We start from the raw sequence: 20730 nt of genomic DNA, 5'->3' as shown, positions 1-20730 counted from the left end.
GGCTCACTCTCCCACAGGGAGAAGAGGGGAACAAGAGGTTCCGTCTCCCACGGAGAGAGGTCGACGCTCGTCGTCAGCGAGTGGGGGGGGGGGACGAGTCTTCCTGAAAACAAAGCTGTTCGCTGAAAGAGAACCCCCTCACCCCTAACCCCTCTCCCACAGGGAGAGGGGAACAAGAGGCTCACTCTCCCACAGGGAGAGGGGAACTCGGAAGCCTGACATCGAGATCTCGACGGACCACTCGCGAACGTTCCCTTTCCGAACAGCCAGGTCGTCCCTTTCCGAACGGCGGCTCACTTCTTTCTGAACGGCGGCTCACTTCTTTCTGAATGGCGACTCACTTCTTTCTGAATGGCGACTCACTTCTTTCTGAACGGCGACTCACTTCTTTCTGAACGGCGACTCACTTCTTTCTGAACGGCGACTCACTTCTTTCTGCCTCCTCCTCGGAATTTGTGGGTCATCTCTTGGCTGTTTTGGCGTCCAGTGGGCCAATTCTTCGAGAAACACCGCTGTTTTTGGCTTCGGAGGCCTGCTGGCAATTGGACCGGCAAATTGCGAATCGTGTTCGAGCCCTCTCTTGCGAGGTGACGAAATTTCGTCACCTCACCGCTTGGCTGGAGAATAGGCTTGGTCCTGGAACGCCAACGCCCGATTCGCCTAAAAAACCAGCCCGGATCGGCTGGGTGACGCCGGGCCCCTGCAAAGACAGCCCACCAGGGTGGCGTCCGGGTCCCAGACGAGCCGGCCGGCAGAGAAGCAATTTGTCCTCTTTAGGACCCACAGATTCGCCAATAGAGCCTTCTTTCTGAACGGCGACTCACTTCTTTCTGAACGGCGACTCACTTCTTTCTGAACGGCGACTCACTTCTTTCTGAACGGCGACTCACTTCTTTCTGAACGGCCTCGACGTTCCTATCCGAACGGCAATGCCGTTCTCTAACGAAGCCCAGGGTCGCGCTTCGCGCACCCTGGGTACCAACCAAATGGAAACACCAACCCCGCAGGGGTTGTCTACACCTCAAATCAACGGAGACTAGGGAAACGCCAGCCTATCGACGTCCGCGAGAAACGTGGTCAACGCGCGACCACTCAGAGTGCCGTTCACCTGTTTCTGATGGAGGCTCTTGCAGAAGAGAAACACGTCGACGTGCTTTCCCGTCCTGAGCCGAATGGTGATGGGGAAAATGACGTGTTCTTTCCCTTCGTACCGCGCCCACGCCCCCGCGTCTCGCTCGACGAGCGACTGACCGAGGTAGAGCGAGAGCAGTCGCTCGAAGTTGTCGATCCCCAGCTCGATCGACGCCGGCGACCTCGCGGCCGTTCGATAGATCCGCTCGACGAGTTGGAGGCTCTCGTCATCGTAGCCGATCTCGCGGTCGACGCCGGTTCCGCTCGATTCAATGATGAATTGAAGGTCGCGAGCGACCGATTTGGCTTCGGCGACGGTCTCCTCAAGGGTCTTGGCGACGAACGACGAGGGTGAGCGTTTGAACGCCTTTCTCGCTCGGTCGGCCCATCGTGGCATCGAATCACCTCGCTCAACAGATTCGTCCGGCATCCCAAAACCAAGATCGTGGGGTACAGTCCCACGGTACCTGCCAGAACGAGGGGTGATCAAGGAAACGGGGACTTTCAAAAACTTTTGGCGGGAGAGCCAAGATTCGGAAGCGAGCGGCGAGTAGCTTGGAAGGTGAGTCTCTCGGTCCGTGGCTCGTCGTTCGTCCAGGGAAAGGAATGGATCCTCATGGAAGCCGCCTCGCATCCACTCTCGGAGCCGTCGTTTCTGCAACAGTTTTTTGAGCCGGGGGTAATGCCGTTCGCCTTCACGGGCGTGGTGCTGCTGCTCTTGGCGATCGTCGCCGTGTCATGGATCGGGTTTCACTACTGGAATGCCGACCGCCGCCATCAACGCGAAGTCGCGTTCAAGCACGAACTGATCGATCGAGGCGTCTCGACGGAGGAAATCATCCGGATCATCGAGTCGGGATCGAGTGCCTACAAGAGGCCCGAGCAGCGATCCTGGTCGGACGATGTCGTCCGCGTCATCGAGGCGAGCAAGGGGAAGTGCGCGCCGGGAAAGAAGGCTTGACGAAGTCCTCCGCGGAGAATGGCCCATGGAGTACCCGCTGGCCCGGGCCGCGAGCGAAGCGACGACCGAACAAGGTCTCGCGGCGTTGGGAGCCCGTTGATCGATTCGCTGCCAAGTTCGCGGCGGACCGTCGTCACGCGCGATCCAACTCAAGCGGAAACTGACCGAGCGGGGACTGTCGGTCGACGAGATCACGCGAATCATCGAAGCGGGGAAGGATGTCCCCAACGACGATTGACGCCGATCATGGTCCGGTCGGCACCTCATCCCCCCACCAAACGCGACCTTCCTTGGCGCGCCAGACGGCGCGTTTGCCGGGCAACTTGAGATAAGGGCACTGCGCCGTTCCCGTGCGAAGGGTCAACGACGTGTCCCCCGGCGCGATCCACAGCAGCCGGCCGGCGTCGATCCAGGGCTCGAGCACGTAGTCGTACTCGTCCTCCGCGTCGAACCACTCCCCCGATCGATAGACGCCCGCGGCGTCGGTGTAGCTGAACTTGTCGATCCCCCAGTCGTTGGTCCGGCACTCGTCGGGCAACGACTGGTCGGAGAAGTAGACGATCGGGTAGGCATCGAGCTCGCCGATCATCACGTGCGAGACGACCGCCTTGACCGAATCCACCTCGAAGAGTCTCGGAATGACAAAGGGCTTCTCGGGGCCCGGCTCGGCAAGGAACGGAAAAGCCGGGATCGGGTCGGCATGACGGACCGCGCCGGTGAAGGAGAGATACTTGCCCCCCATCGGCTCATCGAGTGGCCGTTGCGGCTTGTCGAGACTCCACCACAACCCATCGATGCCGATGTTGTCGAGGGAATGGGCCCAGACCTCCTTGGTGAACGGGCATCGGGAGAGTTCCAGCACCGGCACATTGGTGCGGTAAGCTTCCCAAAGCTGGGTGAGCTGTTCCGTCAAGGGGGTGATCTGAGGGCGGAGGTTCTGCCCCGTCTCCTCGGCGGTCTCGATCAATTCCGCCAAGCGGCGCATGCGGGGAAAACACTCGGCCAGTAGATCCGCTCGATCGCGGGCGTTGAATGCCACGCTCGTCTCCTCTCAAAGTCGGCCCGGAGGCCGGTTGGCTCGGTCAGGTGTTCGGCTGTTCGCGCTTATTCCCAATAGCTGTGGCCGACGCCGCCGTCGGGGTTGAAGTCGACCAGCGGCTCGCCCCCCTGCTTATGGCTATTCAGGATCGCGTTGTCGATGTCGCTCGCCTGGCTATCGGAAGGATCGTAGTCCCACGAGCGGTGATCGCCGTGCTGCCCCTGGACGTGGGGATCTCCCTGAAAGTCATCCACGACCTTCTTATGCAGGTCGGGATCGGAGTCGGGCGTGACTTGCTTCCAATTGCCGTTCTTGTCCTGCTTGTGGATGTCGAACATGTCGTGATCGCCGGTGAACTCCTTGCCCTTGTTGGGGTTTGGATTGCCATTGACCATGTCGCGATTGTCGAGGAGCACGCCTCGGTCGGGATCGACGGTGACTTTGTCGCCCTTGGCGTGGACCAGCTCGTTGTTGTTGCGGTTGAACTCCTTGAGACGCTGGGCGCGCCGCGATTCGAGCTTGGCGGCCTCCTCGGGCGTGAGGCTTCGACCGAGTTGCCGTTCGGCGTTCTCGCGCGCGGCGTTCTTACCCGGTGGTTTGAAGTGCCCGACCAACCCCTGCGATCCCGGGTTCGGCGGCGGTCCCATCAAGACGTCGAGGTCGTTGATCGACTTGTTCTTCAGGAAGACCGGCTTCTTCGGATGCCCCGCCTTGATCCACTTGAGACACTCGGGATTCGACGGCCGCATGCGAATCTTCACCTTGTGCTTCTTGGCGATCTTGCGCATCGCCGCGAAGGCCTCATCGGTCATCCCGACCAAGTCGCGGACCCGAACCCGCCAGGGGGCGTTGACGTTCATTTGCGTCAACTCGTTGTTCATCCCGCTCTTGCCCTTGCCCTTACCCTTGGCGGCTTGGCCCTTGTGGAGCCCCTGCAAGTCGACGTCGACGAGTGGGTTGTCGGTGTAGGCGTAGAGGTTGATCCCCCCCGCGATCCCCAAGGGATCGGACTGGAGATAGCGGCCCAGTCCGGGGTCGTAATAGCGGAAGCGGTTGTAGAAGAGGCCGATCTCCTCGTCGTGATAGTGCCCTGGGAACCGCAGCGGCAGCGCGATCGTCGACTTGGGGGCGACATGAGCCGTGCCGTAGGGATCGAGGCGAGCCTCCCAAGCGACGCGGCCCGAGAGATCCTCGACCCAGAGGGGAGCACCGAGCTGGTTGGTGAAGATCGCGTACGACTCGCCCGAGTTGGGATCGGCGTCGGGAGCGGCATAGTCGACGAACTGGACCGGGGTGAGAGCCTGACCGTTTGCGTAGAGGTAGATCCGCAGCCGTTGGCCGTCGTGAAGCTCGGCGGCGAGTCGCTCGTCATCCCAGAAGAAGTCGACCCGGTGGCCACGCCACTCCTTGGAGATCCGCCGGCCGAGAGGATCGTAGCTCGCCTTCCACTCCCACGAGTCGCCGTCCGCTTCCTCAACAACGACACCGACGAGCAGGTCGAGCGAGTTGTACTCGTAGCGGAGCTTGCGACCGTCCGCGCCGACTCGGCTGGCGAGATGGTTGCGGTCGTTGTACGTGAAGGCTTCCTCGTTGGCGGACTGAAGGCGATTGCCCTCCTGGAGGGTGACCGCGTGAAGCCCCGGCTGCCTCAGGAGGTTGCCGGCGGGATCGTAGAGGAACTCGCGAATGGTCCCATCGGGGAGCTCTTCCGACTCGAGCCGATGGTCGCCGTGATGCCGATACGTCGTCGTTCCGGCGAGGCTATCTTCGACCCGGTGCAAGTCGCCCGCGGTGGTGTAGTAGTAGCGACGGACGTGACGAGCTTCGTGCTCGGCGTCGCCGACGATCTTCACGAGGCAACGTCCCTGGTGATCGTACTGAGCCAGTTCGGTCGTGCCGCTGGCGAGCTTGCGGAAGATGAGGCCACCTTCGCTGTACTCGTAGGTGTGATGATGTCCCGCCGGGTCGACGAGCGTCATCGCGCCGATGCCCTCGGGACGATAAAGCGTGCGGAAGCGATCGAGCACCGTCGTCTCGGCATGCTGGTTGAGGACGTTCTGGTGCGTGACGCCGAGGCCCCCTCGGATGTCGGAGATCACCCGTCCTTGTAGGTCGTAGGTCAGCTCAACATCGAAGTCGCCATTCCCGGCGGAGGTGATTCGGCCGAACTCGTCGTGGGTGAAGCTTTGGCACTCGCCGGAGGCAAGCTCCCGCTTGGTCAAGACGCCGCCGGGCCCCGGGTCGAGCTTGAGGATGAGGTTCCCCTCGCCATCGTGCTTCTCAAGGAGGTTGCCCCCGTCGTCGTAGGTGTAGCGCTCCCGGACCTGGCCGTGGCGCCGAACGACCGCGAGCCGGTCGAGGTGGTCGTAGTCGAACTCGCTGACACTTCCGCCCGGATCCTCGACGCGGGTGATCGACTCGCGCAGCGAGTGCTCGAACCGCGTCCGGGCGCCCAGCGGCGACACCTTCGACTTACAGAGGTTCCACGATCCGTACTCGCGGCGATGAACCGCCCCGTCGGCATCGCGGTAGGCGACGGTGTTGCCGTTGCCGTCGTACCGCCACGTCTCCTCGCCACGGGACTGGTCCCCTCGGCGAACAATCCGCCCCAGAGCGTCGCGACGACTCGGCGGCCGAACCTCCGATCCGCGAAGCGAGACCAGCGCGGCGGCGTTGTCAACCCGGCGGAGCAGGCGGTCGGTCTCCTTGGGCCCCTCGATCGTCTCCGGATCGAGCAAGACGCCGTACTCCCATTCCGCGACGGTGCGCGGCAAGTCGACCGCGAGCGGGTCGGGAGGCATCGGCATGATGTGCATGGGCGGCAACTCCAACCCGGTCGGGTCGATCCGTCCGGTGTGCCCACCCCACGCGTCGTAGAGGTACTCCGTCTCATCCCCGTTGGGATCGATCTCGGAGGCGACGTCGCCTTCCTCGTTGACGATGAACGAGCTCACCCCGCCATCGGGTTGGAGGACCTCGGTGATGACCCCATCCTCGTTGAACACGTACGTCGACTCGGCGCCGTCGGCGAAGGTCGCCACCGTCGTGCGGCACTCGGGATGGTACTCGAGCCGGACATCGTAGAGACCGTCGTCGCCCCAAGTGTGGACACAGCGACCTTCCTCGTCGTAGCGGTAGTGAAAGGAGTAGCCGTTGCGGTCGGTCTTTCGCGTCATCAGCCGACGATCGGCGTACTCGTAGCGAGCTTCGCGCTCGGTCGGGTCGATCCAGCGAGCGAGGCATTCCGCCTCGTCGTAGTCGTAGCGAGCGATCGTCGTTTCCTTGCCCGAGGAACGCGAGGGAATCTTGACGGCGCGAAGCAGGTCGTTCTCGTCGTGTTCGAAGGTGACACGATGACCGCTCGAGGTGCGAAGATCGCTCAAGCGGCCCCGACCATCGTACTCGAAGTGTGTCGAACGGCTCGAATCGTTCAGCTCGATCAGTCGCGCCGGCCACGCTCCCTGGAGCAACTGGAAGATCATCGTCGGCTTGCCGGTCTCCGCCAAGATCCACCGGCCACCCGGCTGCGGCGTGAGCAAGAGCCCGTCTTGAGCAACACTCTCCTGCCCGGCGGGAACGGGGGGAAGCTCGATCTCTTCCCCTTCTTCATTGACGTAGAGGAACCCATCGGTGGTTTGAAAAAGTTCTCGTTCGTACTCGTGACGGAAGCCCCAGCCGAGCGCTCCGCGGCGTTCCTGGAGCGAACTGTTGTAGAAGCGCCGCCAGAGGAACGGGATGGGGCCGGGCGCCTCGAAGTCGATGAACTCATCGACGTTGGCGCCGGTGACGACATCGACCGGTTCGCCGGGACGTCCGCATCCCTTATTGTGACTCGGCGCCTTCTTCTTCAACTTCTTCTTGAGTCGTTTGCGGACCTTCTTCATCAGCTTGGTGCGCATCAACCGCTTGAGGCCCTTGCCGAGCGCCTTGAGCGCCAACCCCATGATCAAGTTCATCAGCGAGATGATCGGTGGGCCCCCGATCAGGACCGGCTTGCCAGCGGGCACCGGGAAAACGAAGCTCGTCGGCAAGACCATCGACTTGACCCGACTCTTCTTCTTCGGGTTCATGCGCGGCGGAGGGATCATCCCGACGTCGTGGCAACTCAGCGCCGGCAGCGCCATGTAGCTCATCGCGTCGCCGTCGAACTGAACGGTCATGCTCCCCATGAACATTTCGCATTCGTTCGCGGGTGGTTTGACGAAGGTCCCCCCGATCGGGATGTGCGGCGGAACGCACTTGCCCATCGTCCCGGCGATCGCGCGATGCAGGAAGTTGACGTAGATCGTCGAACCGATGATCGGGACGTAATCAAACGGATCGAAGAGGAACCCGACGAAGGGGTGCGGGATCGGCACGACGGCGCCGACCGGCGTCAGGATGAGGTGAATGTCGATCCCGATCACGGGATCATAGTGTTTCGCCGCCGGGAACATCAGTCGCGTCCCTTTACTCCTCCCCGCGAGCCAAAGGTCGCGAGGATCGCTGTGTCTTCGACGTGAACGACGTCGCTCGGATGACGAACCGTGCCGATCGTCTTCTCGATGGTGCGAGGGGGCACGATCGGCTTCACGCCCGGCGTGAAGTCAGTTCAAGGGTTACATGGGAATCGTTTAGAAAAACCGGCTGCTCGCGACGCCCGCCCCAGTTTCTCCGAGGCAATCCGACGATTGCGACCATTGAGAGGACCGTTCGCAGCCAGCATCGAATAGCTTCACGGTCGTGTATCTTGGTTCTTGATCGCGCGGGAGGGTGACGAATGAACGGTGTCTCCCCCATGCCCACGGCGAGCGCAGGATATCGCCGGAGACTCTTTCGGCAACGAATCATCCCATTGGGGCATTACCCCTCGGCCCAGTCTTCGCCGAGCGCCTCGTCCAACCGCTTGCTCACCGCGGGCCACTGCTCCTCGAAGGACTCGTTCGCGGCGAGATCGCGTAACGCGCGACCGACGTAGGGAAGGGTCGAGTTGAGTCGCTGTTCGGGCTCCAACTGTTCTCCCACGGCGAGCGCCGCCTTGCCGGCCTCCCATGCCTGTTCTCTCTCTCCAAGGGTCGCGAGGCAAAAGCAACGCATGCGCTGGCATTCGAGTTCCGCGAGGAGTTGTTCGGTCTTCTGGGCCATCGGCACCGCGGCGGCGTAGGCCTCGGCCGCTTCCTCATAGCGTTCGGCTTCCACTAAAGCGGCTCCCTCCGCCATCCGGGCTTGCAGGATGAGCTTGGGCCCCTCCTCCGCCCCCTGCTTGTCCGCCGCGTTGGCGGCGACCCCGGCGCGACGATAGGTGTCGATGGCCGAGTCCTTGTTCCCGGCGGCCGTGTACGCGGCGGCAAGCGCGAAATGCGTGACGACGCCCATCGCCGGCCAATTTTCTTTCTTCGCGATCGTCAGCGCCCGCTTGGCCGACAATTCGGCTCCCTTCACGTCCCCCTTGCCCGCCGCGTTGGTCAGCGAGGCATACTCCTTGCGAAAGGCGCGGTCGGGCGTGTTGGGGCCATCGCCACGGGCCAGTTCGCGGTGAGCATCGGCCATGTCGAGATCGAGCGGTTGGGTCACGACCCGTGCCGGATCGGCATCGGCCAGTGGGCCTAGGAAGGGAGCGTGGACATTGTCGACCATCATGAACCGGATCGCCTCGGGCGGATCCTTCGCGAGAATCTCCGCGAACCAACGATGGAACTCCTCGACCGAGGCGATCGTCGTCGGCGTCAGGAAGATGACCATCCGCTCCATCAAGTCGGCGTAGTGCTTCCAGAAGGAACCGCAGGCTCGGGTGAAGATGCGCAGGTCGCCGTTGCCCTCTTCCGGGACGGGACACTGCCAGGTATTGTCAATGCCTTCGGCCTCGAGCGCGTCGCGCTGTTCCTCGTACATCTCCCGCAATGTCTTGCATAGCACGCCGGAGTAACTGTCGAAGGATTCGAAAGGCTGTTCGAAGCGCAGGAAGTAGTCGGGAGACTCGCCGGAGTCCTCGCTTTGAAGCTGGACAAAGGCGTCGACAATTTGAGCATTTTCGCTGTCGGTCAGCCAACGCATGAGCCGTGCATCGGGATTGACGGCGAACTCGTTCCAGTATTCCTCGACGCGTTGGATTCGTCGCTCGATCGCATTCTTGACGTTTGCCGGCACGACCCCAGTCCCCCTTTGCCTCCGCGATGAGACCCAAACGACATCTCAGCGTTCGGGAAATCGCGGAACACCGCGCGTCGCGAGCGACGTCGGTACGCCCATAGATGGGGATCGTTTTAAAAAACCGGCACCTCGCGACACCCTTGATGAGAAAGTCGCGAAAAGATGCCGGCACTCGGAATGGTCTCCGCCCCTCAAGACGCGAGAGGCGTGAAATGGAGCTGACGGTGACGCTTGCGGTCACGACTCGGGCGCCGGTTCCGGGTCGGCTGGAACTTCCGTTGTCTTGACCGGGAGGGCAAACGCGGCCGCTTCCTCCCCGTTGCGAACGTAGAGAGTTCCGTGAGCGACGACGGGATGATTCCACGTCTTGCCGTCGATGGCCTTGAACTTGGCCAGCTCGCGATGCTTCTCGGGCGTCGCCTCGAGCAAGACGACTTCCCCCTTCTCGGAGAGGACGAGCAGCAATCCCTGGTCCTCGAGCAAGAGAACCTGCCCGTTGCCGTAGCGCCCTCGTTTCCAGGCTCGGTCACCGGTCTTGAGATCGACGCACGTGAAGATATTGCCGTCGAAACCGTATAAGGCGTCGCCGTAGACGACGGTGTCGTTGAAGTAGGGCTTGAGGTTGCGTGAAGTCCATTCTTCGCTGGCGGTCCACTCGTCGCCCGACCGCGCCACGTTGATGAGTCGACTCCCCATCCCGTAGCCGGTGCCCAGAAGAACTTGCTGTTCCCCGACAAGCAATGGTTGAACGACCCGTGAGTAGGGGGCACTGGGCCAGTCGTAGTTCCAGATCTCCGTTCCCGAGACCGGATCGACGGACGTCACCCCCGCGTCGGTGAGCGCCAGGACTTGGTCGACGCCGCCGAGATCGGTCCGCTGCGGCGAGCCGTACGCGTGTTCTCCCGCCTCGGCGGTCCACAAGGGCTCGCCTGTGGTTCGGTCGTAGGCCGCGATCCCCTTGCCCGTCTTGCCGCCGACATAGACAATCACCGCGTCGTTGACGACTTCGGGCGAACTGGAGAATCCCCACTCGGGGACCTTGGCTCCGGTATCCTCGGCGACGTTTCGCGACCAAATCTCCTTGCCGGTCGCCGGGTCGAGAGCATTCAGGATCCCGCCGGCGCCGAAGGTGAAGAGTCGTCCGTCATGAAAAGTCGGCGTCGCTCGCGGGCCCGCCCCGGAAACGGTTTCCGTGAAGCGATAGTCGTTCTCATGAATCCAGATCGGCTTACCCGACGCGGCGTCGTAGCACGTCACCACTTCCTGGTCGCCGCGCTGCTCCTGGGTGAAGAGATGCCCGTCGACGAGGGCGAACGACGACCAACCGGGGCCGAGCGGTCGTCGCCATCGTTCCTGGGGAGGACTCTTCTTCCAGTCGGTCTCGATCACGGTCCCCGTCACCACGCTATCCCGCTGAGGGCCCCGGAATCCGGGCCAATCGCCAGGCTGCAGGGCGAGCGGCGGCACGGTCGCCTCCGGCGCCTCGGTCGACGGGGAAGGTTCTTGGGCAAGTTGTTCGAGAAAGATCTGTTCGGCGGTCGGGCTCCAGCGCAAACTCATCTGGGCCGAGAGCGTGCCGTCGGCGCCATCGAGGCGAAAGAGGGTCCAGAATCCCCAAGCGCCGAGGATCCCGGCCGTCATCACGACCGAACGAAGACGCCAAGAGGTCCCCCTGGTGAGGAAATACGCAACGACAAACGTCGTGGTTGCCGCCGGAAGTCCATAGACCAGGAGCATGAAGGGAATCGTCGGATGGACGAGGAGGTTCGCCGCGATGATCCCCATCGCGAAGACCAGGACGATCCAGGCCTTGACGCTCCAGGGGGCGCGGCTCAGGAAGAGCCACCAGATGCTCAGGAGGCCAAGCCCGATCATCGGCCCCCAAACCATCCCCATGAACTGCACGGGGGTGCCGGGAGCGAAGTACCCGGGAACGACGACGGCGACGATTTGGGCGACGACGATGGCCAGCGGCACCCAAACCCTCCACCCGGAGGCGTCCGTTGGTCTGGCGGTGGCCATCGGCGTTGGGGTTTCGGGTTCCGCAGACGACGACTCGGCGGACGTGGTGGACTCAAGACTCGACATGGCAGTTCCTTTGCCAAAATGACATTGTGTCGTTCGAGGTTCCCTCGGTAGGCTGGACTCTTTTGGATCACTCGCAACTATACCGGTACATGTTGTACCCGTCCACTTTTTTAGGTTCACCTTTTTGCCCCGACCGCTGGTCCGATCGACTCCTCCTCGAGAAGGGTAGGCCAACGCCGCGAGGTGGTCTTCGCGACCTGGAAACGTGCCTCATGCCAGACTCACAGGAACTCGCCTCCGTCGTCGCCGAATTCGGCAAGTCGTACGCGCGGTGGCTCCGCGACCAGTTGGAACATACCGGCACGACCCCCGCCCGGGCCCGGCTGATGATGGTCCTGAAGTGCGGCGGGGCGCAGAAGATGAGCAGGATCGGCGAGCAGTTGTCGGTGACCCCGCGAAGTGTGACCAAGTTGGTCGACGGGCTCGAGCGGGAAGGACTCGTCGCCCGCGAACCATCGCCCCACGATCGTCGCGCGACGCTGGTCCACCTCACCGAGTCGGGCGAGCGGGTTTGCAAGGAGAGCATGCTCGCCAACCATGCCGCCGCCGCGGAGTTGTACGACGAACTCTCCGAACGGGAACGACGGGACTTCGCCCGCGTCATCCGCAAGCTACAACAGTCACTCACGCAGCGAGGTTACTAGCGCGAATGTCCATCCGAAGGTTTCGGGAGCCTCGGATGGCTTGTCGAGCTGGGAGAATACGACGCTTCGTTGTCCGCCGGATATAGAGGATTGAGAAAGCACTCGCCGCCTCACGAAAGGAGTCACTCACGATGTCACTGGAAAGCCGCGTCGAGCGATTGGAGAAGGAAGCCCGTCTTTGGCGCCGCGTCGCCCTGACCCTGGGAGTGGTGATCGCCGTCGTCATCGGGTGTTCCGCCAAGACTGTCGAACGCACGAAGTTCGACGCCATCACGGTTCGGCGACTGCGAGTCGTCAACAGCGACAGCGTTCTGGTCGCCCGTTTCGGATGCGAGAATGGCGAACTTCCCTCCCTGTGGATGCAAGATACCTCCGGGACGGCGTCGACCAACATCACGATGGAAGAGGGCGGAACCAAGATCCGCCTCGAAAACGACCAACGCCGCGTCGTCGACCTCAGCGCCAGTGCTTCGGGGAACCTCTCCCTTGGATTCTCAAAAGCCGACTCCAACAGTGCCCCCTACGCCGAGGCGATCGTCGGCATTGACGGCAAGGCGAAGCTGAAGGGCTTTGGACGCTAGCGACCAAGGGAACCATCGGCGTTTGGCGACACCGGTGGCCGAGTCGTGAGATCGAAGTCGAAGTGATTGTCCCCTCGCTGGACGTCCCGCACGAGCACGCTCTCGGCGTTGTACCATTCGGGAACCAGTTCCGGAATGCCCGGATCGGGGTTCGGCGTGCCGTCGTCGAGCGTGTCCCCACCCTCGGGCGGCTGATAGGTCGAGACCCGCACGACGTTCGGTCCCAAGAGAGCCCCCATCCGGTAGGGAGCGTAAATCAACTCATAGTTTCCGTGTCCATCGGTCTCGGCTTGAGCCGGCCGGCCGTGCTCCGGCAAGAAGGTCACGAAGGCATGACGTAGCGGCATCCCGTCGAGCGTGATGCGGCCATGCACACGCCCGAGAGGCGGATTTCCAAAGCAGCCGCCTAGAACGAGCAAGCCGGCGACGCACTGAATCAGCGCGCCTCCGCGAGCGATGTTCACCCGTTGGCTCGTGGAGAGTCGTCGTGCCATGTGGATCCGTACGGGAATGAAACCCCAGTTCCCCGATGAGCCATCGCCCTTCGATCACCGTTTCCGTCGGTCAGTGACGAGCAGCCCGCCAAATTAGCGCCGACGCCGCCAGAGCCGGCTCATTCGACGGAGCCCAGCTTTCATTTTTTATCACCGCGACACCAGCCAAGCCATGGGAATCTCCGCCGCTCCCTTCCCAACCGACGAACCAACCAAGAATGGACGCCTGGACACGACACGGCGACACTCCGTCTCGTCGCATGGTCCTCCTGCTGTTGCACCGACGGTGATGTCGGGACATCCTTCCAGTTTCGCGGGAGCCCAACGAGGAGGGTCGCGCCATCGGCAAGCGCCAGCGTGTGGATGGCCTTGAGACGTTCACGGCCCGGATGGTGACTTGATACCCCGTGTGGAGCAACCTCACGCGTTCCCAGGTAGAGTCGATTGAGAAGGTGCGAACCGAAGAGAGAAATGCCCAGTATCTCTACCAGGAGCCTTGGCGCTCGCTCCCGAGTCACCGTTCTTGCGGATCGATCGCCGGAACCATACGTCACGAACTCGGCCGACGCAACTCGGCGCCGCATCGCACACCACAATCCCTTCTCTATTCACGTATTATCGCGAGCACTGCGAACTCGGGACAATACGCGGACGTCATGGATCAAGGTTGTCCGTTCGCCCCGGGAAGTACCCAAACGCTCCCATCGCTGAGCATGTTCCTCAGCCATCGTCGATCCACCGAGATCGTCGACGATCGAGCGCGGACCGCCTCCGCCACCGAAGAACCACCCGTCGAAGAACCTCCCACCGGGAGCACCGGAACGGGTCTCGACGATCTGGTCGAGATCACCCTCGACGATCCTGGGCTCGCCAAGCGGGTCGATCGCGCCGACGTCGAGGAGGCCGCCGCGGCCGCGGACACAATGAACGCCTACCTCATCGAGGCGATCGTCGCGACCGGCATCGCCAATGACGGCACCATCGACGCCGCCGACGTCCGCGACGTGAGCGCCTACCTCGCGGCCAATCACTTCGACGAGTGGGCCGAGCTTCACGGCGACGACGGCGCGGAGGGATCGAAGCGGGCTTCCATCTCGTGCGGAATGAAGGCGCGACGACGCGGGTCTTCGGCGGCCAGAACGCGATCAACGCCGTGGCCGATGCCATCTACCATCTCGGCTTCGAGATTCGCAACGGGCGGCTGCTGAACGAGGACGGCGACAAGAACACTCACGTGGAGACCGTCGCGTACTGGCTCAACGAGTTGCTCGCCAAGGATCTCGAGGAAGGAAGTCCAAATCCGCCGGTGGTTCAGGTTGCCACCCCGCTGGTGACCCAAGCGACGGCGATCTCGGCGACGGGAACGGTGCGTGAAGCGGAGGCTCTCGACGAGGTCTTCACCCTGCTCAACCAAGGATCTCTCTTCGCGTCGGTGACCGAGTACCAACAAACAAGCGTCCGTGGCCCTAACAACCACGGACGCTCTTTTTACTCCTTCAATCGTCGACCGCCGAACGACTTAGTACCGCAAGATCAGTTGGTTGATGAGGCGATTGTTGATCCACATCTCGTTGTTGGAAAGCGGGAACTCGAAGGCGATGCCATACTCAAGGTGCTTGCTCGGCTTCGCGGAGAGACCGAAGGCCAACGTCACCAAGTCACGGCCCGCCATGTCGGAAGTACCGAGGTTGATCAAACTGTCGACTTCCTGAAGGCCGGTCGGCAAACCGCGACGTCCGCCGGCCGTGTAGTGCCACCAGTTGAACTCCATCACTGGATAGAGCCACGACGTCACTTGGGCATCGAAGTGCGCTTGGAAGTAGCCGAAGCTGCTATTGTCGGCGGAATCGACCGGAACCGAGTAGCCGGCGTTGCCGATGAAGTGGAAGACCTCGGCGATCTCTTTACCGACCGAGAAGTACGGGGTGAAGACGCCGTCGCCCTGACCTTGAAAGATAGCCGACTCACCCGTTCGCAGTTCGTACGTGCAACCAACCGCCGCGAGGAACTGATTCTCGACGTCGCGAATCACCACGTACTTGAGGCCGGCCATGAGGTTCACCCAGCCCTCCGGATCACCAAGGCCGCGGCTGTTGAGCCAAAGATAGCCGTCCTTGTCGGCGGTGAATTGCAGACGCTCGGTTAGGGCAAGTCGAATCTGGCAGGCCAAGAGATTGAAATCGCCCGGACCGGCGAGGTTTTGGCTCGGAATCGAGTCGTAGATGTACATACCGCGCAGTTCCGTCTGCGAGATCGGCGAGCGCGCAAAGATTGGATTCGAGATCGGCGAAACGAACCCGTTGAAGCACTGATCACTTTGGAAGAGCTTGCGGCACTTCTCGCAGAACGGCACGCAGGGATCACAACAGGAGCAGCAGTCGGAGCAAGTGGAACCACAACAACCCGAGCCACAGCATCCGGACCCACACGACGAGAGCCCCCCTTCTTCCCTCTCCGTCAGCGAGCTATAGAAGACCGACTGCGGTTTCTGGTTCTCTTGCGTGTCGCTCACCTCTTCGATGACCGGTTCGGCGGCAATGAGAGTCGGAAGCTGCTCCGCCGGGGGGACATCCTTGTCCACCGGCGATCCCATCACCAAAAGCACACCTATCAGCGTCCAGGGCATCGGACATGCTCCTTTATGTCAGCTCGAGGCTTCTCTCGCCCCGCAACGTGAACCTTGTGTCTGTTTCGTATTCACCCGTATTGGCGACCGATTGACCGTCTCGATTCCCTTCGAGTTCCGATCGTTGAAGACCTGTCGGCCACCATGGCCCACTCCGGGTATCGTCATTACTTTTGCTGAAATCCGTCCGAAGTGCCGAACCGCTTCGACTGGGTTCATCGCCAGCTCACCTACAAACCGGAATACTGTCACAACCGACAAAGTTCCGACGTCGAACGACCGAGAGTTTCCCTCCTCCCGACGAGCCGACCACCACGCCTACAACCTAACACCTAACCCCAATCATGCATTGCAAGCTTATTGAGCTTCAACGCGAGGAGCGGCGCCTATCTTTGTCCCAAAGGGTTGCCCGCGAGGGTAAATCTCGACGACGCTTTCCCCCGACCCAATTTCACCATCACTTGACCGGCCAACACACGCAGACTATGCTTCAATGCTATTCTTAGTCTTCCCTTGCAGTCGCAATGGATGGACGCAACACAAGGAGGAAACAGTGCGGTCCAATCCTCCACATCACTCCGGCATCGACGACGTCATTGCGGTTGCGAGCCCGTTGACGTGCCCAATCAAGACAGAATCCGGATCTGGCCTCAGATGGGCCAAGTGTAGCAACACGAATGCTCAGGCCCATTTCGAGCGCATGACATGGCCCAGCACTCTTAACTCATGCGCATCTTCGGAACAGCGGATGGGATTTCGATGAACTCCGATTCACCAGTTTCTGTGCTACTTGTCGCGGAAAACGACGCCGACGCCCTAGCATTTCAAGAGGCGTTGGAGATTCCCCGCCTCGGCCCCTTTCACGTGGCCCGCGCCGAATCGCTCGAAGTCATGTTCAGTGTTCTTGAGCAAAACCCTGTCGACATCGTCGTTCTCGATCTCTCGCCCGAATGGAAAGGCGACCTCGGCAACTTGGCGGCGATGATGAAGCAGGTCCGCGCGACGCCGGTGGTTCTTTGGCGCCACTTAGACGATGCCAACCATGCCATCCCGACGAGCGAAGGCGTCGACGACTACCTCGACAAGCATCTGCTCAAGGGGGAGTACATCGGTCGAGTTCTTCGCGACATCGTCGCTCGGGAGCAACTCCTCCAGAAACTCGAGCAAACCAGCGAGTCGGTTCTCAACGAAGTTCGGGAACGATCCGCGATGCTCGCGCACGTCAACGCGAGTCTCTCGGCCGCGAGGATGGATGCCGAGGTCGCCAATCGCGCCAAAACTGCCTTTCTCACGAACATGAGCAACGAACTCAAGACGCCGCTGACCAGCATCATGGGCTACACCGAGATGCTCATCGAGGGGCTTTATGGCTCGCTCAATCTCGAGCAGCGCGAGGCCATCGAACAGATCGCCGAGAGCGGCGAGCGGTTGAACAAAGTAGTCAAGCACTTGATGAACCTGATTAGACTGGAAACCGGTACGATCAAGCCCGAGATCGAGCCGGTACTCATCAGCGCCTTTGTCAACGATTGCATTTTACCGGTGCAAGTCCGGCACGAGGGCAAGGGACTTGACGTCGAGATCGACATCGACGAGCACATCGTTGTCGAAACCGATCCGGTGATCCTCAAACAGGTGTTGCTTCACCTGATGTCCAACGCCGTGAAATTCACCCCCGAAGGTGGAAGAATCGGCGTCCGCTGTCAGACCGATGCCGGGACCGCAATCATCAGTGTCTGGGATACGGGTGACGGCATTGATGACGAGCGTCTCCAGTCTATCTTCGATCCATCGCAGCAAGAGGAGAATGGCCAAGTGCAGTCTGGAATCGGCCTCACGATGACCTCACGACTACTCAGCGTCATCGACTCCAAGATCGAGGTCGAAAGCCGCCCGGGCATGGGATGTTGCTTCTCTTTCCGCGTTCCGCAAATCGAGGTCGATCCGACATCAACCATGGATCGGAACGACATCGCCGCGGCCCAATCGGCCGCCATCCCCGAGTCGAATGGAAAGCGAGTCCTTCTCATCGACGATGACGCCGGGATTCGCAAGCTCGTTCGCGACACTCTTCGGCCCGTTGGCGCGGAGGTCGTCACATGCGCCAACGGAGCTGACGGTCTCCAACGACTTCGCGATGAGTCGTTCGATCTCATCCTCCTAGATCTGGAGCTCGAGGGAGCGACGGGCGTCAACGTCATCCGATGTATCTGCAAGGAGCAGCTCGCTCGCCATATCCCGATCTACGCGTTCACGGCGTACGCCGAGCGGGAGGATGTCGACCGTCTCTTCTCCCACGGATTCGTCGGGTTGATCACGAAGCCCTTCGATATCCGCGCGCTGCAGGAACGCATTGCGGAGATCTTCGCCCGGGTTCCAAACGTCACGGCCTCGTAGAGAAGCCGTCTCGATGGCCTGAACTAGCACCTCGGTGGGGTCACGTTCGGCGAGCGAGTCGGTTGCCGTGTCGGGACTCTCCTGCCCTCCAAGCGACGTTGACAAACCAGCCAATCGGCCAAGCTCATCCCGTGGAGCAAATGGAGCCGAATCCAAGGGTGGTACAACTCGACCGGGTCGGTTGGGAACGGGCCACTCGTTCGAAGCAGCCGCCAATGCTCGAGCCGCGCGAGGATCCGACGCCCATGGGTTGTGATCTCCGCGAGTTCCAACGCGTCGCGTTGAGCGAGCGGCTCGCGCGAGGCGGCGATCGTCTCCAGGAGCACTCGCTCCTCGGCACTCAATCGCGTGAGTCTTTCATCAAGAGAACGGATCACTCCCGCGCCTAGAACGTGCTTGGTCTCTCGCGGGTGGTGGAGTGCTCCGACAAGAGGGACCAGGGATGGATTGCCCGCGACCTCGCGGGCGATGTCGTCCGCTCGCCGTGTCGACTCTTCGCCCCGTTCAAGTTGGCTCGCAATCACCTGACCCATCGCATCGTTTGAAAGTGGACCCAACGCGAGGGAGTGACAACGTGCGATACTTGGATCCTCGCGCAATCCCCTTCCCAACGTCTTGAGGAAAGACGCGTTGACCAGTTCCTCCGTCCGAACGCTCGCGACGAGCAACAGCCGAGGAACGCGCTGCTCGACGAACAGTTCTAAAAGTGCCTCGGTGCTCGCGTCGTCTCCCTTCTCCAGATCATCGACCAATAGAACGAGTCCATGACGACTTGAGAGGTCGTGGATCAAGCGCACGAACGTCTCCATAGCCTCTCCACGACGGCGATCGGCATGGGGGAACTTCGGTGGCATGACGTTACCGCCGTCACCTTCGCCGAATGCCTTGAGTTCGGCGAACGCGGGAAAGTGTCGCGAAAGGCGTTCGCCCCCTCCTCGCAGGAGCGAGGCGAGATCGACCTCCGGGCGACGTTCGAGCTCTCCGACCATGGAGTGGGCGATCTGGTCCCAGAGGCCGAGGACGACGAGTTCTCGTTTCGAACATCCGGCCTCGATCACGACAGCCCCCGACGACCGCCGAATCTCCCTCGCGGCACGCTGGAGGAACGTCGTGCGCCCGATTCCTTCCGACCCGTGCACGACCACGATTGTCGAGCGTTCATGCTGGCAGGGCTCGGCGAGCGATCGGACCTCCTCGAGCTCGCGGTGCCGACCGACGAACAGTTCCCGAGACCGCGCGGTCGCGGATTCGCGATTCTTCCGTTCGGCACTTTCCCCAAGTCGCGCGAGCACCCGATCCGGATCGGGTCGTTTCAACTCCACGGGGGAGAGCAACTCCACACAGAGGTCGGCGAGATCGTCGGGTATCCCCGGGGCTCGGTGACGGGGATCAGGCGGATCGAGCAGGGACTTGGCCAATCCGATCTCGGTCCATGTTCCGGCGAAGGGAACCTCCCCCGTCAACACCTCGTAGAGAACGACGCCGATCGCGTAGAGATCACCCGTGGGGGTCGAACGTCCCGAGTCGTACTGCTCGGGGGCCATGTAGACATCCCGGGTTCGTCTCACGTCCGCGCGAGGCAACGTCCCCATCCGGTAGTCGACCGGCGTCCCGAGATCGAGCAAGGTGAGCCGCGACGTGGAGGACACGACAATGTTCGATGGCCTGATGTCACCATGAACACCACCCGACCGGTGGAGCGACGCGGCGGCCCCCACGAGTTGTCTCAGAGCGTGCCGAAGGCGTGGAAGCCAACCTCGCCCCGAGTGTTCGCGCCCTCCCGCCGGCGAAATGTCCTCGTCATCCCTCACGAAGTCGAACAGGTTTTGCCCTTCGACGTACTCCATCGTGAGGAACCAGCGTTCGCCCGCGGCGATGAGCTCGTGGTAGGCGGCGAGGTTTGCATGTCCATGGTTGCGACGCCGATGGAACTCACGCTGCAGCATCGCTACCTGGGAAGGCGAGGCGCGCCGGACGGTCTTGAGCACCACCGGCTCGTCCCACAGGTGGTCGTGCGCCAAGTAGGAAACGGTCGTCGGCGCAATCCCCAGGCGGCAGATGACGTCGAAGCGTTCGCCGGGATCGAAGGTAACCGAGGAGACCACCGCGCGATCGCTCTCGGGGCCTTCGATCACGTTGGTGTCAAGTCGCCCGTCCGCCATCATGTCGAGGAGTTCGAGTTGGATCGGTAATTCGTCGGCAAACTGGGGGAACCGCGCGCGATACTCCTCGATCTCGGGAGCCTCCCCATCGCGGCGGCGAAGGAAGTACTCCCCGGCGATCAGCTCGAGAAGCGCCTCTCGCTGGTGATGGAGCGACCGATAGCGGGCCAGATAGTCCTCAACGCGGGCACCACTTCCCTTTGTCCAACGCGACAGTTGATCGGCGAGGAGGAGAAAGGCGAGTCCACCATCTTCCGAAGCGCCGTGATTGGGATCCATCGGCCGTTTCCTCGTGTCACCCGAATTCAGTGACAAGCGTGTTGATGGAAGGGATGCGAAGTCCGCTCTTGGGACGCCGAGCGCTAGCCACGCCGCCGAGCCCATCGCTGCCGCATCGGCGTGAAACGTCGTGGTGCGACGCCAACCCAAACGTTGGAGGGCGATGCAGTCCACCTGCTCGCCCTCCGCGTTCGCGTGA

Annotated in this window: 13 protein-coding genes; 5 read left to right on the top strand and 8 right to left on the bottom strand. The window is 61.9% G+C overall.

The window, feature by feature from the left end; translation table 11 throughout:
* Positions 1 to 1036: 1036 nt before the first annotated feature.
* Complete coding sequence (locus Pan216_RS06375) at positions 1037 to 1528, bottom strand: hypothetical protein (protein ID WP_145256402.1); 492 nt, start codon at positions 1526 to 1528, stop codon at positions 1037 to 1039.
* A gap of 219 nt (positions 1529 to 1747) precedes the next feature.
* Between Pan216_RS06375 and Pan216_RS06370 the strand changes: the two genes are divergently transcribed.
* Positions 1748 to 2092, top strand: a complete 345-nt coding sequence (locus tag Pan216_RS06370; RefSeq protein ID WP_145256399.1) for a hypothetical protein — start codon at positions 1748 to 1750, stop codon at positions 2090 to 2092.
* Positions 2093 to 2336: 244 nt separating this feature from the next.
* Here Pan216_RS06370 and Pan216_RS06365 read toward each other — a convergent pair whose 3' ends face one another.
* The 4 genes from Pan216_RS06365 to Pan216_RS06350 form a co-directional block, all read right to left on the bottom strand.
* On the bottom strand, positions 2337 to 3131 hold the full coding sequence (locus tag Pan216_RS06365) for a hypothetical protein (protein ID WP_145256396.1): 795 nt from the start codon (positions 3129 to 3131) through the stop codon (positions 2337 to 2339).
* Positions 3132 to 3196: 65 nt separating this feature from the next.
* Positions 3197 to 7567: an RHS repeat-associated core domain-containing protein gene (locus Pan216_RS06360; RefSeq protein ID WP_145256393.1), complete on the bottom strand. Its 4371-nt coding sequence runs from the start codon at positions 7565 to 7567 to the stop codon at positions 3197 to 3199.
* Between the two features lie 406 nt (positions 7568 to 7973).
* A complete protein-coding gene (locus Pan216_RS06355; protein WP_145256390.1) occupies positions 7974 to 9257 on the bottom strand; it encodes a hypothetical protein in 1284 nt (427 codons plus the stop codon).
* Between the two features lie 240 nt (positions 9258 to 9497).
* Positions 9498 to 11237, bottom strand: coding sequence for a PQQ-binding-like beta-propeller repeat protein (locus Pan216_RS06350; RefSeq protein ID WP_419193329.1), 1740 nt, complete (start codon positions 11235 to 11237; stop codon positions 9498 to 9500).
* A 323-nt stretch (positions 11238 to 11560) separates the two neighbouring features.
* On the opposite strand from Pan216_RS06350, the gene Pan216_RS06345 reads away from it, so the two are divergent.
* Positions 11561 to 11992, top strand: coding sequence for a MarR family winged helix-turn-helix transcriptional regulator (locus Pan216_RS06345; RefSeq protein WP_145256384.1), 432 nt, complete (start codon positions 11561 to 11563; stop codon positions 11990 to 11992).
* A gap of 131 nt (positions 11993 to 12123) precedes the next feature.
* Positions 12124 to 12573 (top strand): hypothetical protein, encoded by a 450-nt coding sequence (locus tag Pan216_RS06340; RefSeq protein WP_145256381.1) that lies wholly within the window; start codon positions 12124 to 12126, stop codon positions 12571 to 12573.
* Here Pan216_RS06340 and Pan216_RS06335 read toward each other — a convergent pair.
* Entirely contained in the window at positions 12570 to 13067 is a 498-nt protein-coding gene (locus Pan216_RS06335; RefSeq protein WP_145256378.1) for a carboxypeptidase regulatory-like domain-containing protein, read from the bottom strand. The two genes, Pan216_RS06340 and Pan216_RS06335, sit on opposite strands and share 4 nt — an antisense overlap.
* A gap of 656 nt (positions 13068 to 13723) precedes the next feature.
* On the opposite strand from Pan216_RS06335, the gene Pan216_RS06330 reads away from it, so the two are divergent.
* Positions 13724 to 14275 carry a hypothetical protein gene (locus Pan216_RS06330; protein WP_145256375.1) on the top strand — a complete coding sequence of 184 codons (552 nt, stop codon included), beginning with the start codon at positions 13724 to 13726 and terminating at the stop codon, positions 14273 to 14275.
* Between the two features lie 311 nt (positions 14276 to 14586).
* Here Pan216_RS06330 and Pan216_RS06325 read toward each other — a convergent pair whose 3' ends face one another.
* Positions 14587 to 15693, bottom strand: coding sequence for a hypothetical protein (locus Pan216_RS06325; protein ID WP_145256372.1), 1107 nt, complete (start codon positions 15691 to 15693; stop codon positions 14587 to 14589).
* Between the two features lie 759 nt (positions 15694 to 16452).
* Between Pan216_RS06325 and Pan216_RS06320 the strand changes: the two genes are divergently transcribed.
* Entirely contained in the window at positions 16453 to 18090 is a 1638-nt protein-coding gene (locus tag Pan216_RS06320) for an ATP-binding response regulator (RefSeq protein WP_419193328.1), read from the top strand.
* A 23-nt stretch (positions 18091 to 18113) separates the two neighbouring features.
* Here Pan216_RS06320 and Pan216_RS06315 read toward each other — a convergent pair whose 3' ends face one another.
* Positions 18114 to 20531: a serine/threonine-protein kinase gene (locus Pan216_RS06315; protein ID WP_419193327.1), complete on the bottom strand. Its 2418-nt coding sequence runs from the start codon at positions 20529 to 20531 to the stop codon at positions 18114 to 18116.
* Between the last annotated feature and the right edge of the window lie 199 nt (positions 20532 to 20730).

It is taken from the genome of Kolteria novifilia (assembly GCA_007748055.1).
Lineage (GTDB): Bacteria > Planctomycetota > Planctomycetia > Kolteriales > Kolteriaceae > Kolteria > Kolteria novifilia.
The sequence above is the reverse complement of the archived record's forward strand: the minus strand, read 5'-3'. Positions and strand labels throughout refer to the sequence as shown.

Excerpts from the sequence above, each read along its gene's own strand:
- Pan216_RS06375 (WP_145256402.1), bottom strand. The coding sequence starts at position 1,528 with ATGCCACGATGGGCCGACCGAGCGAGAAAGGCGTTCAAACGCTCACCC.
- Pan216_RS06370 (WP_145256399.1), top strand. The coding sequence starts at position 1,748 with ATGGAAGCCGCCTCGCATCCACTCTCGGAGCCGTCGTTTCTGCAACAG.
- Pan216_RS06360 (WP_145256393.1), bottom strand. The coding sequence starts at position 7,567 with ATGTTCCCGGCGGCGAAACACTATGATCCCGTGATCGGGATCGACATT.
- Pan216_RS06345 (WP_145256384.1), top strand. The coding sequence starts at position 11,561 with ATGCCAGACTCACAGGAACTCGCCTCCGTCGTCGCCGAATTCGGCAAG.
- Pan216_RS06340 (WP_145256381.1), top strand. The coding sequence starts at position 12,124 with ATGTCACTGGAAAGCCGCGTCGAGCGATTGGAGAAGGAAGCCCGTCTT.
- Pan216_RS06335 (WP_145256378.1), bottom strand. The coding sequence starts at position 13,067 with ATGGCACGACGACTCTCCACGAGCCAACGGGTGAACATCGCTCGCGGA.
- Pan216_RS06330 (WP_145256375.1), top strand. The coding sequence starts at position 13,724 with ATGGATCAAGGTTGTCCGTTCGCCCCGGGAAGTACCCAAACGCTCCCA.
- Pan216_RS06325 (WP_145256372.1), bottom strand. The coding sequence starts at position 15,693 with ATGCCCTGGACGCTGATAGGTGTGCTTTTGGTGATGGGATCGCCGGTG.
- Pan216_RS06320 (WP_419193328.1), top strand. The coding sequence starts at position 16,453 with ATGAACTCCGATTCACCAGTTTCTGTGCTACTTGTCGCGGAAAACGAC.
- Pan216_RS06315 (WP_419193327.1), bottom strand. The coding sequence starts at position 20,531 with ATGGATCCCAATCACGGCGCTTCGGAAGATGGTGGACTCGCCTTTCTC.